This window comes from Citrobacter sp. MGH104 (assembly GCF_001034485.1).
Classification (GTDB): domain Bacteria; phylum Pseudomonadota; class Gammaproteobacteria; order Enterobacterales; family Enterobacteriaceae; genus Citrobacter; species Citrobacter freundii.
Map to the genome: position 1 here is coordinate 1473649 of NZ_KQ089818.1, position 14164 is coordinate 1487812.

Below are 14164 nucleotides of genomic sequence, written 5' to 3' on the forward strand. Positions count from 1 at the left end.
CCTGAAGGATGATGTATCTAGATAGTTCGGGTCAGATAAAATTCCGCCAGCGCCAGATCTTCCGGGCGGGTGACTTTGATGTTGTCAGCACGCCCTTCGACCAGCTGCGGATGAAAGCCGCAATATTCCAGCGCCGAAGCTTCGTCTGTAATAGTTGCACCTTCGTTGAGTGCACGCGTCAGGCAATCGTGCAATAACTCGCGCGGGAAAAACTGCGGCGTCAACGCATGCCATAAATCGGTACGATCGACCGTATGGGCGATGTCTGTTCGCCCCGGCTCCGCGCGCTTCATTGTGTCACGTACCGGTGCGGCAAGGATCCCGCCGGTACGGCTGCACTCGCTAATTGCCAGCAAACGGGCCAAATCATCCTGGTGCAGGCACGGACGCGCGGCGTCATGCACCAGCACCCAACGGGCCTCCCCTGCGGCTTGCAAACCGGCAAGGACAGAATCGGCACGCTCGTTGCCGCCATCCACCACCGTAATTTGCGGGTGCGCAGCAAGTGGAAGTTGGGCAAAGCGACTGTCGCCTGGGCTGATAGCGATGACGACTCGCGTCACCCGGGGATGAGCCAGCAGCGCATCAACCGAGTGTTCAAGAATGGTTTTATTGCCAATAGAGAGGTACTGCTTAGGACACTCTGTTTGCATTCGGCGGCCAAACCCGGCAGCCGGCACCACGGCGCAAACGTCCAATAAAGTGGCTGCCATGTTAAATCCCTGGACGGTTTATCGATTGTTTTGCCCTGCAGTCTGAGCGCGTTTAGACGCGTCAGGCACCAGACGATAAAAAGTTTCGCCCGGCTTAGTCATACTGAGTTCGTTACGCGCACGCTCCTCAATAGCCTCTTGTCCGCCATTGAGATCGTCAATTTCGGCAAAGAGCTGATCGTTACGCGCTTTAAGTTTCGCGTTTGTAGCTTGCTGCGCAGCAACATCATCGTTGACGCGACTATAGTCATGTATGCCGTTCTTACCGAACCACAGCGAATACTGCAGCCAGACTAATAAAGCCAGCAACAGCAGCGTTAGTTTACCCATCCTGCCCCCTGAAAAACGGCATTAATATCCCATAACTTCCGCAGACAACTTTACATCAACGGTCGGGAATGCCGCGACAACGCGGGCAAATGTACCACATTTGCCCGTTGTTACGTATACCCCGTGTAAGGAGAACATAATCTCATTGTTGGTTACGGTTTGAATTATGACCAGAGAGTGAACAACGTCGGCGATTGTTAAAAAAAAGCGTTTGCCTAACCCAATAACCATAAAAATAGGGCGCCAAACATCGCCCCAACCACCAGCAGGGTACAGGTAATGCTCAGCAGCAACCTTCCCTTCAATAGCGAGTGTAAGGCAATACCCGCGACAATCGCCACGGGCAGCAATGCGAGGAAAAAGGGCCAGGTATAAATGAAGAAAAACAGTGTATTAGGGCCATACATCAGACACGGGAATCCCAGCGCCAACAACCACGCGATAAAACCGACCACGGCCCCCGGTAGTGACCAGGTGGTTTCGTCGTCGGCGGCGAAGGTATCTGACTCTGTAATAGTAATGTTATGGCTGTTACGCATATCTAATCCTGTGACCGTGACTGACCGGGCATGTGAGCTCGGGTGTCTCAGGATCTGATAATATCTTCCTGCCTCAGCAGGTCTAATAATTGGGGTACCAAATTTGTTACCAATTGTTCACCATCAAGATGAATCTCTGGCGATTCAGGCGCTTCGTATACCGAATCAATTCCGGTGAAATTGCGTAACTCACCCGCCCGCGCTTTTTTATACAGCCCTTTTGGATCGCGTGCTTCACACGTTGCTAATGGCGTATCGACAAAAACTTCAATAAAACGCCCTTCGCCAACTCGCTCACGAACCATTTTGCGCTCAGCGCGATGCGGTGAGATAAAGGCGGTCAACACCACAAGCCCCGCATCCACCATCAGGTTAGCCACTTCACCAACCCGGCGAATATTCTCCTTACGATCGGCATCACTAAATCCAAGATCGCTGCACAGACCGTGACGCACGTTATCGCCATCCAAGAGATAAGTACTCACCCCCAGCTTATGCAACGCTTCTTCAAGCGCCCCTGCTACCGTGGATTTACCGGAACCAGACAACCCGGTAAACCACAGTACAACACCACGATGACCGTGGCGTTGTTCCCGCTGTTGCGGTGTAACAGGATGGGCATGCCAGACGACGTTTTCGTCATGCAGCGCCATTATTTTCCTCCCAGCAGATCGCGCGCACCCCAGTGTGGGAAGTGGCGACGCACCAGTGCATTAAGCTCCAGCTCAAACGCGCTGAACTGAGAAGCCGCGGCGTGCTCCTGAACAAGTGGCTCACGCACCAGTCCCGCGCCAACGGTAACGTTGGTCAGGCGGTCAATAATTATCAGCCCGCCCGTCACCGGGTTCTGCTGATAGGTATCCAGCACCAGCGGCTCATCAAAGGTCAGATTAACCAGACCGATGCCGTTTAGCGGTAGCGCTTCAACGTCACGTTGGGTCAGGTTGTTTATATCGACCTGATATTGCACGCTATCAACGCGTGCGCGGGTCTTCTTGCCTGCGACTTTGATGTCGTAGCTTTGTCCAGGCGACAGCGGTTGTTCCGCCATCCAAACCACATCAATGGCAGCGCTTTGAACCGCCGGCAACGCCTCACCGGCATCAAGTAACAGGTCGCCCCGGCTGATATCGATCTCATCTTTCAGCACCAGGGTGATCGCTTCACCTGCATGCGCTTCCTGTAAATCGCCATCAAAGGTCACGATCCGCGCTACGCTGGACTCAACGCCGGACGGCAGCACTTTGACGCGCTGCCCGACCTTCACGCTACCGGAGGCCAGCGTTCCGGCATAACCACGAAAATCCAGATTCGGTCGGTTCACATACTGCACCGGGAAGCGCATCGGCTGAGTATCAATACTGCGCTGGATCTCAACGGTTTCCAGCACTTCCAGCAGCGTCGGACCGCTGTACCACGGCATACTGGCGCTTTGCGAAGCCACGTTATCGCCTTCCAGCGCAGAGAGCGGCACAAACCGGATATCCAGGTTGCCCGGAAGTTGTTCAGCAAAAGTAAGATAGTCTTCGCGAATGCGATTAAATGTCTCTTCGCTAAAGTCCACCAGATCCATTTTGTTGATCGCCACCACCAGGTGTTTGATCCCAAGCAGCGTGGAGATAAAGCTGTGACGACGAGTCTGATCCAGCACACCTTTACGCGCATCGATCAATAGGATCGCCAGGTCGCAGGTCGACGCACCGGTCGCCATGTTACGGGTGTACTGTTCATGCCCGGGAGTGTCCGCAATAATAAATTTGCGCTTCTCGGTAGAGAAATAACGGTAAGCCACGTCGATGGTGATGCCCTGCTCGCGCTCGGCCTGCAAGCCGTCAACCAATAACGCCAGATCAAGCTTTTCGCCCTGAGTGCCGTGACGTTTACTGTCATTGTGCAGCGATGAAAGCTGGTCTTCATAAATCTGACGCGTGTCATGCAGCAAGCGACCAATCAGGGTGCTTTTCCCGTCATCCACGCTACCGCAGGTTAAAAAGCGCAGCAGACTTTTGTGTTGCTGGGCAACCATCCAGGCTTCAACGCCGCCTTCATTAGCAATTTGTTGTGCAAGTGTCGTATTCATGGCGGCTCCTTAGAAATACCCCTGACGTTTCTTCAGCTCCATGGAGCCCGCCTGGTCGCGGTCAATCACGCGGCCCTGACGTTCACTGGTGGTTGAGACCAGCATTTCTTCGATAATTTCCGGCAGCGTCTGCGCATTCGACTCCACCGCGCCTGTCAGTGGCCAACAGCCGAGCGTACGGAAACGCACCATGCGTTTTTTAATCACTTCCCCGGGTTGCAGATCGATTCTGTCGTCATCAATCATCATCAACATGCCATCGCGTTCAAGCACCGGACGCTCCGCCGCCAGGTACAGTGGCACGATGTCGATATTTTCCAGCCAGATGTACTGCCAGATATCCTGTTCGGTCCAGTTGGAGAGCGGGAAGACGCGAATACTTTCGCCTTTGTTAATTTGTCCGTTGTAGTTGTGCCACAGCTCCGGGCGCTGATTTTTAGGATCCCAGCGATGAAAACGATCGCGGAAAGAGTAAATACGCTCTTTGGCACGCGATTTCTCTTCGTCACGACGAGCACCGCCAAATGCGGCATCAAAACCGTATTTATTAAGCGCCTGCTTCAGCCCTTCGGTTTTCATAATGTCGGTATGCTTGGCGCTGCCGTGGACGAACGGGTTGATGCCCATCGCCACCCCTTCCGGGTTTTTATGCACCAGCAGTTCGCAGCCGTAGGCTTTCGCCGTACGGTCACGAAACTCGTACATTTCGCTGAATTTCCAGCCGGTATCAACGTGCAGTAATGGGAACGGCAGCGTGCCAGGATAAAACGCTTTACGCGCCAGATGCAGCATTACGCTGGAATCTTTGCCGATGGAATACATCATCACCGGATTAGAAAACTCGGCGGCCACCTCACGAATGATATGGATGCTTTCCGCTTCCAGTTGCCGCAGGTGGGTAAGTCGTTTTTGATCCATAACCGTTCCTATGTAATGCCGTTATTTTGCTAACGATGCTCAGATAACCTGACTATAGGGAGGGCAAGAGGGCGAATGAAATTACGAATTGGAATGAGTAGTTCCTCAAAGGAATAACGATCCGGAAAAGCAAATATCAAAAAGTGCTTAAGCTACCGGATTTCGGGCATTTAGGAGCAAATGAAATTGTTTTACCTCGATCACAGTTTCATACTAGCGGCTGAAAATTTCTGCTTGGTATTTAAGGACTCATTATGTTTTCCGCAACGCGCCACCTTATTGCTGCCATGGCGCTCGGCGCGTGTTTTATCCTTCCTGCACAGGCAACATCCTCCAAACCTGGCGATATCGCAAATACCCAGGCTCGATATATCGCAACGTTTTTCCCGGGCCGCGTGACGGGATCTCCGGCTGAAATGTTATCTGCTGATTATATACGTCAGCAATTTCAGCAGATGGGCTACAGCAGTGATATTCGGACGTTTAATAGCCGTTATGTTTATACCGCCAAAGATAACCGAAAAAACTGGCATAACGTAACGGGAAGCACCGTTATTGCAGCACATGAAGGCAAAGCGCCGCAGCAGATTATTATTATGGCGCACCTCGACACCTACGCCGCACAAAGCGATGCCGATTCAGATGCCAATCTGGGTGGATTAACCCTGCAAGGGATCGACGACAACGCCGCAGGTGTTGGCGTGATGCTGGAACTGGCGGAAAAACTCAAAGACGTGCCGACGCAGTACGGCATCCGATTTATCGCCACCAGCGGCGAGGAAGAAGGCAAACTGGGCGCGGAGAACATCCTGAAGCGAATGAGCGCCGCCGAGAAGAAAAACACGCTGCTGGTTATCAACCTCGATAACCTGATTGTCGGTGATAAGCTCTATTTCAACAGCGGTAAGAAAACCCCGGAAGCGGTGCGAAAACTAACGCGCGACCGGGCACTGGCTATCGCGCATAGTCGCGGCATTGTAGCCAGCACCAATCCAGGCCTGAACAAAGACTATCCGAAGGGTACAGGATGTTGTAACGATGCGGAGGTCTTCGACGACGCGGGTATTGCTGTGCTCTCCGTTGAAGCGACCAACTGGAACCTGGGCAAGAAAGATGGCTACCAACAGCGCGCCAAAAGCGCCTCGTTCCCGTCTGGCAACAGCTGGCATGATGTGCGACTGGATAACCAGCAGCATATCGATAAAGCCTTACCGGGCCGGATAGAGCGCCGTAGCCGCGACGTAGTACGCATTATGCTGCCGCTGGTAAAAGAACTGGCGAAAGCAGGTAAATCCTGAAGAAGAAGCCCGGTAATAAATAAACGTTACCGGGCTTTTAACAGTTAGCCTTCGTGCAGCCCGCACTCTCTTTTCAGCCCAAAGAACCGCGTCTCTTCTTCCGCCATTCCCGGCTCCCATTTGCGGGTGGTATGGGTATCGCCGACTGACAGATAGCCCTGATCCCACAGTGGATGGTACTTCAGACCATGCTTTTGCAGATACTGGTAAACCGTACGGTTGTCCCAGTCGATGATCGGCAGAACTTTAAACACACCACGCTGAATAGCCAGCACCGGTAAATGCGCACGACTGCCCGATTGCTCACGGCGCAGACCGGCAAACCAGGTCTGCGCGTTCAGCTCCAGCAATGCCCGGTTCATCGGTTCGACTTTGTTGATGTCATTGTATTTTTCAATGCCCTCAACGCCCTGCTCCCACAGTTTGCCATAGCGCGCTTCCTGCCAGGCCGCACTTTCCTTCGCCCGGTAGACTTGCAGATTAAGCTTGAGCGTGTCCGTTAACTCGTCAATAAACTGGTAGGTTTCCGGGAACAGATAACCGGTATCGGTGAGGATCACCGGGATATCCGGGCGAACCTGATTTACCAGGTGCAGGCTCACTGCCGCCTGAATACCAAAACTTGATGACAGTACATATTCGCCAGGCAGGTTTTCCAGCGCCCACGCCACGCGATCCTCGGCGCTCAATTTTTCCAGTTGGTCGTTGGTTTGCGCCAACGCCATAACGCGTTCAACTTTCGGCAGTTCGTTCAACGCGTTGAGATCGAGTTTGGACATAAGTTCCTCACTGTTTGCCTTGCCTGATGGCGCTGCGCTTATCAGATCTACCAATTCAGTAGACCCGATAAGTCAATTTCACATTATTCCCAGAAATCCCGGGCAGGATCGAGCACCGGGCGAATAATGCCCGCACGCACCGTAAAGTCACCGAAGCCTTCACCCGCTTCGCGCTCTTTCGCCCAGCGCCCAATCAGTTCATCCAGCGATGCCAGAATTTCCGGCCCGGTGATGTTCTCTTTAAACATCCGGGGAATGCGAGTTCCAATACGGTTGCCCCCTAAATGGAGGTTGTAACGTCCGGGCGCTTTCCCCACCAGACCAACTTCCGCCAGCATCGCGCGGCCGCAACCGTTCGGGCAGCCAGTCACACGCATGACAATATTTTCATCACTCAGGCTGTGCTTCGCCATCAGCGTGTCGATGTTGTCGATAAACGTTGGCAGGAAGCGCTCGGCCTCCGCCATCGCCAGCGGACAGGTTGGGAACGACACGCAGGCCATCGAGTTTTCACGCTGCGGAGTGACCGCATTCATTAAGCCACTCTTCTGCGCAATCTTCTCGATCTTCGCCTTTTCACTCTCAGGAACACCTGCAATGATCAGGTTCTGGTTCGCGGTAATACGGAACTCACCTTTGTGGATCTTCGCGATCTCAAGCAGACCGGTTTTCAACGGGCGGCCCGGATAATCCAGGATACGGCCGTTTTCAATAAACAGCGTCAGATGCCATTTATTGTCGATCCCTTTCACCCAGCCGATACGATCGCCGCGACCGGTGAACTCGTACGGGCGGATGGGCTCAAACTTGATCCCCGCGCGGCGCTCGACTTCCGCTTTGAAGGTCTCAACGCCAACGCGTTCCAGCGTGTATTTGGTTTTGGCGTTTTTACGATCGGTACGGTTACCCCAGTCACGCTGAGTCGTCACCACCGCTTCCGCCACAGCCAGTGTATGCTCAAGCGGCAGATAACCAAATTCGCTTGCCGTCCGGGCGTAAGTTTTCTTATTGCCATGCTCAATGGACAAACCGCCGCCCACCAGCAGGTTAAAGCCCACCAATTTGCCGTTTTCCGCAATCGCCACGAAGTTCATGTCATTGGCATGCAGATCGATGTCGTTCTGCGGTGGGATCACCACCGTGGTTTTAAACTTACGCGGCAGATAGGTTTGACCGAGGATCGGCTCCTCGTCGGTGGTCGCAACTTTTTCCTGATCAAGCCAGATCTCTGCATAGGCGCGGGTGCGCGGCAGCAGATGTTCGGAGATCTTTTTCGCCCACTCGTAGGCTTCGGCGTGCAGCTCAGATTCATACGGGTTGGAGGTACACAGCACGTTACGGTTCATATCGTTGGCGGTCGCCAGTGCGTCCAGGCCGACGGAGTGCAGCATCTGGTGTACCGGCTTAACGTTCTTCTTCAGAATGCCGTGAAACTGGAAGGTCTGACGGTTGGTCAGACGAATGCTGCCGTAAATAGTGTTGTCATGGGCGAACTTGTCGATCGCCTGCCACTGTTTGGTGGTGATCACTCCACCCGGCAGACGACAGCGCAGCAGCATCGCGTGACGCGGCTCCAGCTTTTGCTCGGCACGTTCGGCGCGGATATCGCGGTCGTCCTGCTGGTACATACCGTGAAAACGGATCAGCAGGAAGTTGTCGCCTTTAAACCCGCCGGTCAGGCCGTCGTTTAAATCTTCGGCAATGGTACCGCGCAGATAGTTGCTTTCCAGCTTCATACGCTCAGCGTCGGACAGTTTGCCTTCGACCACCAATGGTCCTGGATGTTTTTCGCTCATTAGTAGACATCTCGCTGATAACGGCGCTCAATGCGCAGCTCACTTAAAAATTCATCCGCCGCTTCGATATCCATACCACCGAATTCGGCAATCACTTCCAACAACGCCTGCTCAACGTCTTTCGCCATACGATTGGCATCGCCGCAGACATAAATGTGGGCACCGTCGTTAATCCAGCGCCACAGTTCCGCGCCCTGTTGGCGCAGTTTATCTTGTACGTAGACTTTTTCTTTTTGATCGCGGGACCAGGCGAGATCGATACGGCTCAGTACGCCCTCTTTGACGTAACGCTGCCATTCCACCTGATACAGGAAATCTTCGGTAAAGTGCGGGTTACCGAAAAACAGCCAGTTTTTGCCTTCGGCTCCATCAGCCGCACGCTGCTGCATGAAAGCACGGAACGGTGCAATTCCCGTACCCGGGCCAATCATAATTACCGGCGTCTGCGGGTTTGACGGCAGGCGGAAATTGTCGTTGTGTTCAATGAACACGCGAACTTCACCTTCTTCTTCCACGCGGTCGGCGAGGAAACTGGAAGCACCACCAGCACGGGCGCGACCTTCTATCTCATAACGCACCACGCCCACGGTGACGTGCACTTCGCTTTCCACTTCCGCCTGAGAAGATGCAATGGAGTACAAACGCGGCGTCAACGGACGCAGAAGATCAACTAACGCCTGAGCATCCAGTTGCGCCGGGGAAAAGCGCACCATATCGACGATGGGCGTGGTGGCGGCATAATGCTGCAACTGTGCTTTGTCACCCACTAACGGCAGCAATGTTTCGCTGCGGGTTAAGGTGGCATAGTTCTCCACGATATTGCCGGTATTCACCGTCAGCTCGAAATGCCACTGCAACGCTTCAGCGAGCGACAAGGTTTTGCCTTCAACCGTCACCGGTTCATCACCTTTCAGCCACAGCAGTTCAACCAGCTCTTTGACCAGCGCCGGGTCGTTCTGATACCACACGCCCAGCGCGTCGCCCGGCTGATAGCGCAGACCGGAATCGCCAAGGTCGATTTCGATATGGCGGACATCTTTTTCCGAATTACGGCCGGTAATTTTCTGATTCACCGCAAGCGACGCCGTCAGCGGCGCTTCTTTGGTATAGGGGCTGGAGTGAATCTCGTTCACCGCGCCGCCCGCCACGGCCTGCACCGATGGCGCCGCCGGCGCGCGGGCTTTCAGTACCTCGACCAGACGCGCGCGCCATTCAGCGGCGGCGGCCTGGTATTCCACGTCGGCATCGACGCGGTCAAGCAGGCGCTCACCGCCCAGCTCGGCCAGCTTGCTGTCGAAGTCTTTCCCGGCCTGGCAGAAGAATTCATAGGAGGTATCGCCAAGGCCCAGCACCGCAAAGGCGGTGTTATCGAGCTTCGGCGCTTTTTTCGAGAACAGGAACTTATGCAGCGCCACGGCTTCTTCCGCCGGTTCACCTTCCCCTTGCGTCGACGCCACCACGATCAGCAGTTTTTCATTGGCGATTTGTTTGAATTTATAGTCGCCAGCGTTGATCAGAGTGACGTTGAGCTTCGCGGCAATCAGATCATCGCGCAGGGCTTCCGCCACACGACGCGCATTACCGGTTTGCGAGGCGGAGATAAGCGTAATGCCTGGCATTTCAGCGACAGGCGCAAGCGCCGCTGCATTGCTACCAGGCTGCTGATTCAGCACGCCCCAAAAATAGCCAGAAACCCACGCAAGCTGTGCGGGAGTGAAATCGGTCGTGGCTGCCTGAAGGCGTGCCAGTTGCTCCGGGTTTAGCGGTAGCAGAGCGGAAGGTGGGGCCTGTGTCGTCATGCGTTGTCATGTTCCAGTAAGCAAAGCGGATTTCAGCAATAAAACCCAAACTGAAGATAAGGTTAACGGCGGGGATAGTAACAATTAAAGAAGGGATAGAAATAACAAATAACCAAATGGACTAACCTGTTTTAGTTATAGTCATTAACGACAAAAACGATTTAATAACTATATGATATATAAATAGTTATTAAACATTAACAGCGTAAATATGACGTTCTGATGCTTAGCGCCCTTTTAACTAATGATAAAAATTGTGCTTTACGGTACCCTACGGCGGTTTTTCGCATTCTTGAGAGTAAATAATGTCCACCACCTTGTTTAAAGATTTCACCTTCGAAGCCGCTCACCGCCTGCCGCACGTACCGGAAGGGCATAAGTGTGGCCGCCTGCATGGTCACTCATTTATGGTGCGTCTTGAAATTACCGGTGAAGTCGATCCGCATACCGGTTGGATCATGGATTTTGCTGAGTTAAAAGCCGCGTTTAAGCCGACTTACGACAGACTCGATCACTACTATTTGAACGATATTCCTGGCTTAGAAAATCCAACCAGTGAAGTGCTGGCCAAATGGATTTGGGATCAGATTAAACCTGTGGTCCCTCTGCTAAGTGCTGTAATGGTGAAAGAAACCTGCACAGCAGGCTGCGTGTACCGCGGCGAGTGATTGTAGCCTTGCCGGATGGCAATGCGTCTTATCCGGCCAGCGACGAGCAACAAACTCTGGCCGGGTAAGCGAAACGCTCCCGGCACAGTTATCAGGCAATATTCAGATATTTATGGGTTTGCATCGACAGACGCCAGTTGCGCGCAATACAGGTATCAATACACAAACGCGTCGCATCTTCTTTCTGGCTGATTGGCTGTAAGGCGATGATTCGTGGTTTGTCGTCGCTCAACGTCGCCAGCAGTTCATCCAGCGCTTCAATATCGCGAACGCGACCAACCGGATGTTTGATTTCATTCGCGCGCTCCAGCGCCTGCGACAGCACATCATAACCGCCACGCATATTTACCTTCGGCGATACGGTCACCCAGGTATTCGGCGTACAGCGTACTTCGTGGGTACTACTGGTTTCAATCTGGCAGCTAAAGCCGTTCTTTTCCAGCAGGTCAGTCAGCGGCATCAGGTCATGAATGCAGGGCTCGCCGCCGGTGATCACCACGTGACGGGCGGTATACCCCTGACGCGAAATGACTGCCAGCAGATCCTCACTGCTCGCCGCCCCCCATTTGTCGCTTTCTTTGGTCTTGGCCAGGATGCTGTACAGGGAGACTTCCCGATCCTCAAGCTTATCCCAGGTGTGTTTGGTATCGCACCAGGCACAGCCAACCGGGCATCCCTGTAAACGAATAAAAATGGCGGGGACGCCGGTAAAGTAACCCTCACCTTGCAGGGTCTGGAACATCTCGTTAATCGGGTACTGCATAGCGCTCTCAATATGGGGATAAACGATAATTATCGCAGATCCCCGCCAAAGTATCATGCCCCATCGATGCTTTACGAGGCGATCGCCGCGACAAAGCGTGCCGTTATCTGCTGCGGACGCGTGATTGCGCCACCAACCACCACGGTATGGGCACCTAATTCCAGGCATCGTGCGGCACGTTCCGGAGTATCGACGTTTCCTTCTGCCACGACAGGTACGCTGACCGCCGCCAATACCTCACGTAAAAAACCGCAGTCGTTTTCCGCCAGCACATGCCCGGCAGTGTCAGCGGTGTAGCCGTAGAGCGTGGTGCCCACGCAGTCAAAACCCAGACGCTCAGCTGTCACCGCCTCGTCTATGGTGGCGATATCCGCCATCAGCAGCACAGACGGGTAGCGAGCGCGGATTTGCATAACTAATTCTTCCAGCGTTTGTCCACCTGGGCGCGGGCGCGCTGTCGCATCCAGAGCAATAATCTCCGGCTCAACGGTCATTAGCTCATCCACTTCCTTGAGGGTGGCCGTGATAAACACATCGCTACCCGGATAATCGCGCTTGATAATCCCAATCACCGGCAGGGAGACGCTCTCTTTGATCGCGCGAATGTCCACCACGCTGTTCGCACGAATACCTACAGCACCTCCCTGCGCTGCCGCCAGCGCCATACGCGACATAATAAACGGACTGTGCAGGGGCTCATTTTCCAGCGCCTGGCAGGAGACGATTAATTTACCTTTCAGGGAATCCAGTACAGTTTTCATTACGATAAGATCTCTTCGACTTCGTTTTTGATGATGGTGACATGCGGGCCATAAATCACCTGAACCCCGTTGCCGCGAATAATTACGCCACGCGCTCCGGTCGCTTTCAGCGCCGCTTCATCGACCTTGCTACTCTCTTTTACCGTCACGCGCAGACGTGTGGCGCAACAGTCCACCTCTTCCAGATTCTCTTTACCTCCCAGTCCGGCAATCACGGCCGCAGCACGCTCACTTTGCGGCAGGCCGGATTCAGTCGGTGCTGCGTTTTCACGACCAGGCGTCAACCAGTTAAAGCGGTTAATCAAATAGCGGAAGGTGAAGTAGTAAAGGAAGAACCACGGGATCCCCACCATAGGGACGTACATCCAGTTGGTTTTAGCTTCCCCCTGTAGCACACCGAAGAGGAGGAAATCGATAAGCCCACCCGAAAAGGTTTGCCCGATAGTGATATGTAAAATATGTGCCATCATAAACGCCAGACCATCGAAGAAGGCGTGAATGACGTATAACACAGGTGCGACAAACAGGAAGGAGAACTCGATAGGCTCAGTGATCCCCGTCAGGAAAGAGGTCAGGGCCGCAGACAACAGCAGTCCGGCGACAAGCTTTCTGTTCTCTGGTTTGGCAGTATGGTACATCGCAAGACATGCGCCAAGCAGGCCAAACATCATGGTGATAAAGCGCCCGGACATAAAGCGCGAGGTGCCCGCATAGAACTGCTGCGTATTCGGATCGGCAAGTTGCGCGAAGAAAATACGCTGCGTGCCTTCAACCAACTGGCCGTTGACGATTTCACTCCCGCCAAGCGCTGTGGTCCAGAACGGTAAATAAAAGATATGGTGTAACCCCAGTGGGCCAAGCATACGCAGGATGAAGCCGTACAACAGCGTACCCAGATAACCGGTCGCATCCACCAGACCACCCAGTCCAAAAATGAGTTTCTGGAAATGCGGCCAAACCACCGTCATGACCGCACCCACTACAATCGCGGCAAGGGAGCTAATAATCGGCACAAAGCGCGAACCGCTGAAGAAACCAAGGAACTGAGGCAGCGAGACTTTATTGAAACGGCTATGCAGCGCGCAGGTGACAAGCCCAATCACCACCCCACCAAATACGCCTGTTTCCAGCGTCTGAATACCCAGCGTCATCCCCTGGCCTACGGCACCGGGATTCTCGTGCGCCAGCGTTCCGTTGAGTGTCAATAAAGCGTTGATGGTGGCGTTCATCACCAGAAATGCCAGCAATGCAGCAAGCCCGGCGGTGCCTTTGTCCGTTTTCGCCAATCCTACTGCCACACCCACCGCAAAAAGCACCGACAGGTTGGCAAACACAATAGAACCTGCGCTGGTCATGATCGTGAAGATTGCCTGTAACCAGTCAACGTCCAAAAACGGATACGCCGTCAATGTGTTTGGATTCGACAGCGCACCGCCAATCCCTAACAACAGCCCCGCAGCGGGCAGTACCGCAATCGGCAGCATGAACGATTTGCCGAACCGCTGTGCCTTTTCAAACCAAGCGCCCGATGAGGCGCCGCTAAACATTTGCATCATTTTTTCATCTCCCCGATTAATGATGAAAATTTTTACCATATTTACTTTTATAAATGAAAATTATCATCAAAAACCAGGAAGCCGATCATACTTTTTTAAAATGACTGGCATCTCTCCCCTGCTTTCCGCCACACTATCAGCAGAGAAACGCATTAAGGATTTTG

General features: G+C 53.5%; 14 protein-coding genes. 2 read left to right on the top strand and 12 right to left on the bottom strand.

Annotation, left to right across the window (positions count from 1 at the left end; translation table 11 throughout):
* Window positions 1–17 precede the first annotated feature (17 nt).
* The 6 genes from ispD to cysD form a co-directional block, all read right to left on the bottom strand.
* The gene (ispD, locus tag SK34_RS06880) at window positions 18–713 is read right to left on the bottom strand and encodes a 2-C-methyl-D-erythritol 4-phosphate cytidylyltransferase (RefSeq protein WP_003034165.1); all 696 of its coding nucleotides are present in this window, start codon (window positions 711–713) and stop codon (window positions 18–20) included.
* Window positions 714–731: 18 nt separating this feature from the next.
* Entirely contained in the window at window positions 732–1043 is a 312-nt protein-coding gene (gene ftsB / locus SK34_RS06885; RefSeq protein WP_003034163.1) for a cell division protein FtsB, read from the bottom strand.
* Between the two features lie 215 nt (window positions 1044–1258).
* The gene (locus SK34_RS06895) at window positions 1259–1582 is read right to left on the bottom strand and encodes a DUF3561 family protein (protein WP_003034160.1); all 324 of its coding nucleotides are present in this window, start codon (window positions 1580–1582) and stop codon (window positions 1259–1261) included.
* Between the two features lie 47 nt (window positions 1583–1629).
* The gene (gene cysC, locus SK34_RS06900; protein WP_003034157.1) at window positions 1630–2235 is read right to left on the bottom strand and encodes an adenylyl-sulfate kinase; all 606 of its coding nucleotides are present in this window, start codon (window positions 2233–2235) and stop codon (window positions 1630–1632) included.
* Window positions 2235–3662 carry a sulfate adenylyltransferase subunit CysN gene (gene cysN, locus SK34_RS06905; protein WP_003840331.1) on the bottom strand — a complete coding sequence of 476 codons (1428 nt, stop codon included), beginning with the start codon at window positions 3660–3662 and terminating at the stop codon, window positions 2235–2237. The genes cysC and cysN overlap by 1 nt, the downstream gene beginning before the upstream one ends.
* Window positions 3663–3671: 9 nt before the next feature.
* On the bottom strand, window positions 3672–4580 hold the full coding sequence (gene cysD / locus SK34_RS06910; RefSeq protein ID WP_003034152.1) for a sulfate adenylyltransferase subunit CysD: 909 nt from the start codon (window positions 4578–4580) through the stop codon (window positions 3672–3674).
* A 254-nt stretch (window positions 4581–4834) separates the two neighbouring features.
* On the opposite strand from cysD, the gene SK34_RS06915 reads away from it, so the two are divergent.
* Entirely contained in the window at window positions 4835–5878 is a 1044-nt protein-coding gene (locus SK34_RS06915; protein WP_032938348.1) for an aminopeptidase, read from the top strand.
* Window positions 5879–5922: 44 nt separating this feature from the next.
* Here SK34_RS06915 and cysH read toward each other — a convergent pair whose 3' ends face one another.
* The 3 genes from cysH to cysJ form a co-directional block, all read right to left on the bottom strand.
* Window positions 5923–6657 carry a phosphoadenosine phosphosulfate reductase gene (gene cysH, locus SK34_RS06920; protein ID WP_048232693.1) on the bottom strand — a complete coding sequence of 245 codons (735 nt, stop codon included), beginning with the start codon at window positions 6655–6657 and terminating at the stop codon, window positions 5923–5925.
* Between the two features lie 83 nt (window positions 6658–6740).
* Complete coding sequence (cysI, locus tag SK34_RS06925; RefSeq protein WP_048232694.1) at window positions 6741–8453, bottom strand: assimilatory sulfite reductase (NADPH) hemoprotein subunit; 1713 nt, start codon at window positions 8451–8453, stop codon at window positions 6741–6743.
* The gene (gene cysJ, locus SK34_RS06930) at window positions 8453–10252 is read right to left on the bottom strand and encodes an NADPH-dependent assimilatory sulfite reductase flavoprotein subunit (RefSeq protein WP_048232696.1); all 1800 of its coding nucleotides are present in this window, start codon (window positions 10250–10252) and stop codon (window positions 8453–8455) included. The genes cysI and cysJ overlap by 1 nt, the downstream gene beginning before the upstream one ends.
* A 305-nt stretch (window positions 10253–10557) precedes the next feature.
* Between cysJ and queD the strand changes: the two genes are divergently transcribed.
* The gene (gene queD / locus SK34_RS06935; RefSeq protein WP_003034142.1) at window positions 10558–10920 is read left to right on the top strand and encodes a 6-carboxytetrahydropterin synthase QueD; all 363 of its coding nucleotides are present in this window, start codon (window positions 10558–10560) and stop codon (window positions 10918–10920) included.
* Window positions 10921–11011: 91 nt separating this feature from the next.
* Here queD and queE read toward each other — a convergent pair whose 3' ends face one another.
* The 3 genes from queE to SK34_RS06950 form a co-directional block, all read right to left on the bottom strand.
* The gene (gene queE / locus SK34_RS06940) at window positions 11012–11683 is read right to left on the bottom strand and encodes a 7-carboxy-7-deazaguanine synthase QueE (protein WP_048232698.1); all 672 of its coding nucleotides are present in this window, start codon (window positions 11681–11683) and stop codon (window positions 11012–11014) included.
* Window positions 11684–11754: 71 nt separating this feature from the next.
* Entirely contained in the window at window positions 11755–12444 is a 690-nt protein-coding gene (locus tag SK34_RS06945; RefSeq protein ID WP_003840340.1) for an N-acetylmannosamine-6-phosphate 2-epimerase, read from the bottom strand.
* On the bottom strand, window positions 12444–14000 hold the full coding sequence (locus tag SK34_RS06950; RefSeq protein WP_003034134.1) for a maltose/glucose-specific PTS transporter subunit IIC: 1557 nt from the start codon (window positions 13998–14000) through the stop codon (window positions 12444–12446). The genes SK34_RS06945 and SK34_RS06950 overlap by 1 nt, the downstream gene beginning before the upstream one ends.
* Between the last annotated feature and the right edge of the window lie 164 nt (window positions 14001–14164).

Excerpts from the sequence above, each read along its gene's own strand:
- ispD (WP_003034165.1), bottom strand. The coding sequence starts at position 713 with ATGGCAGCCACTTTATTGGACGTTTGCGCCGTGGTGCCGGCTGCCGGG.
- ftsB (WP_003034163.1), bottom strand. The coding sequence starts at position 1,043 with ATGGGTAAACTAACGCTGCTGTTGCTGGCTTTATTAGTCTGGCTGCAG.
- SK34_RS06895 (WP_003034160.1), bottom strand. The coding sequence starts at position 1,582 with ATGCGTAACAGCCATAACATTACTATTACAGAGTCAGATACCTTCGCC.
- cysC (WP_003034157.1), bottom strand. The coding sequence starts at position 2,235 with ATGGCGCTGCATGACGAAAACGTCGTCTGGCATGCCCATCCTGTTACA.
- cysN (WP_003840331.1), bottom strand. The coding sequence starts at position 3,662 with ATGAATACGACACTTGCACAACAAATTGCTAATGAAGGCGGCGTTGAA.
- cysD (WP_003034152.1), bottom strand. The coding sequence starts at position 4,580 with ATGGATCAAAAACGACTTACCCACCTGCGGCAACTGGAAGCGGAAAGC.
- SK34_RS06915 (WP_032938348.1), top strand. The coding sequence starts at position 4,835 with ATGTTTTCCGCAACGCGCCACCTTATTGCTGCCATGGCGCTCGGCGCG.
- cysH (WP_048232693.1), bottom strand. The coding sequence starts at position 6,657 with ATGTCCAAACTCGATCTCAACGCGTTGAACGAACTGCCGAAAGTTGAA.
- cysI (WP_048232694.1), bottom strand. The coding sequence starts at position 8,453 with ATGAGCGAAAAACATCCAGGACCATTGGTGGTCGAAGGCAAACTGTCC.
- cysJ (WP_048232696.1), bottom strand. The coding sequence starts at position 10,252 with ATGACGACACAGGCCCCACCTTCCGCTCTGCTACCGCTAAACCCGGAG.
- queD (WP_003034142.1), top strand. The coding sequence starts at position 10,558 with ATGTCCACCACCTTGTTTAAAGATTTCACCTTCGAAGCCGCTCACCGC.
- queE (WP_048232698.1), bottom strand. The coding sequence starts at position 11,683 with ATGCAGTACCCGATTAACGAGATGTTCCAGACCCTGCAAGGTGAGGGT.
- SK34_RS06945 (WP_003840340.1), bottom strand. The coding sequence starts at position 12,444 with ATGAAAACTGTACTGGATTCCCTGAAAGGTAAATTAATCGTCTCCTGC.
- SK34_RS06950 (WP_003034134.1), bottom strand. The coding sequence starts at position 14,000 with ATGATGCAAATGTTTAGCGGCGCCTCATCGGGCGCTTGGTTTGAAAAG.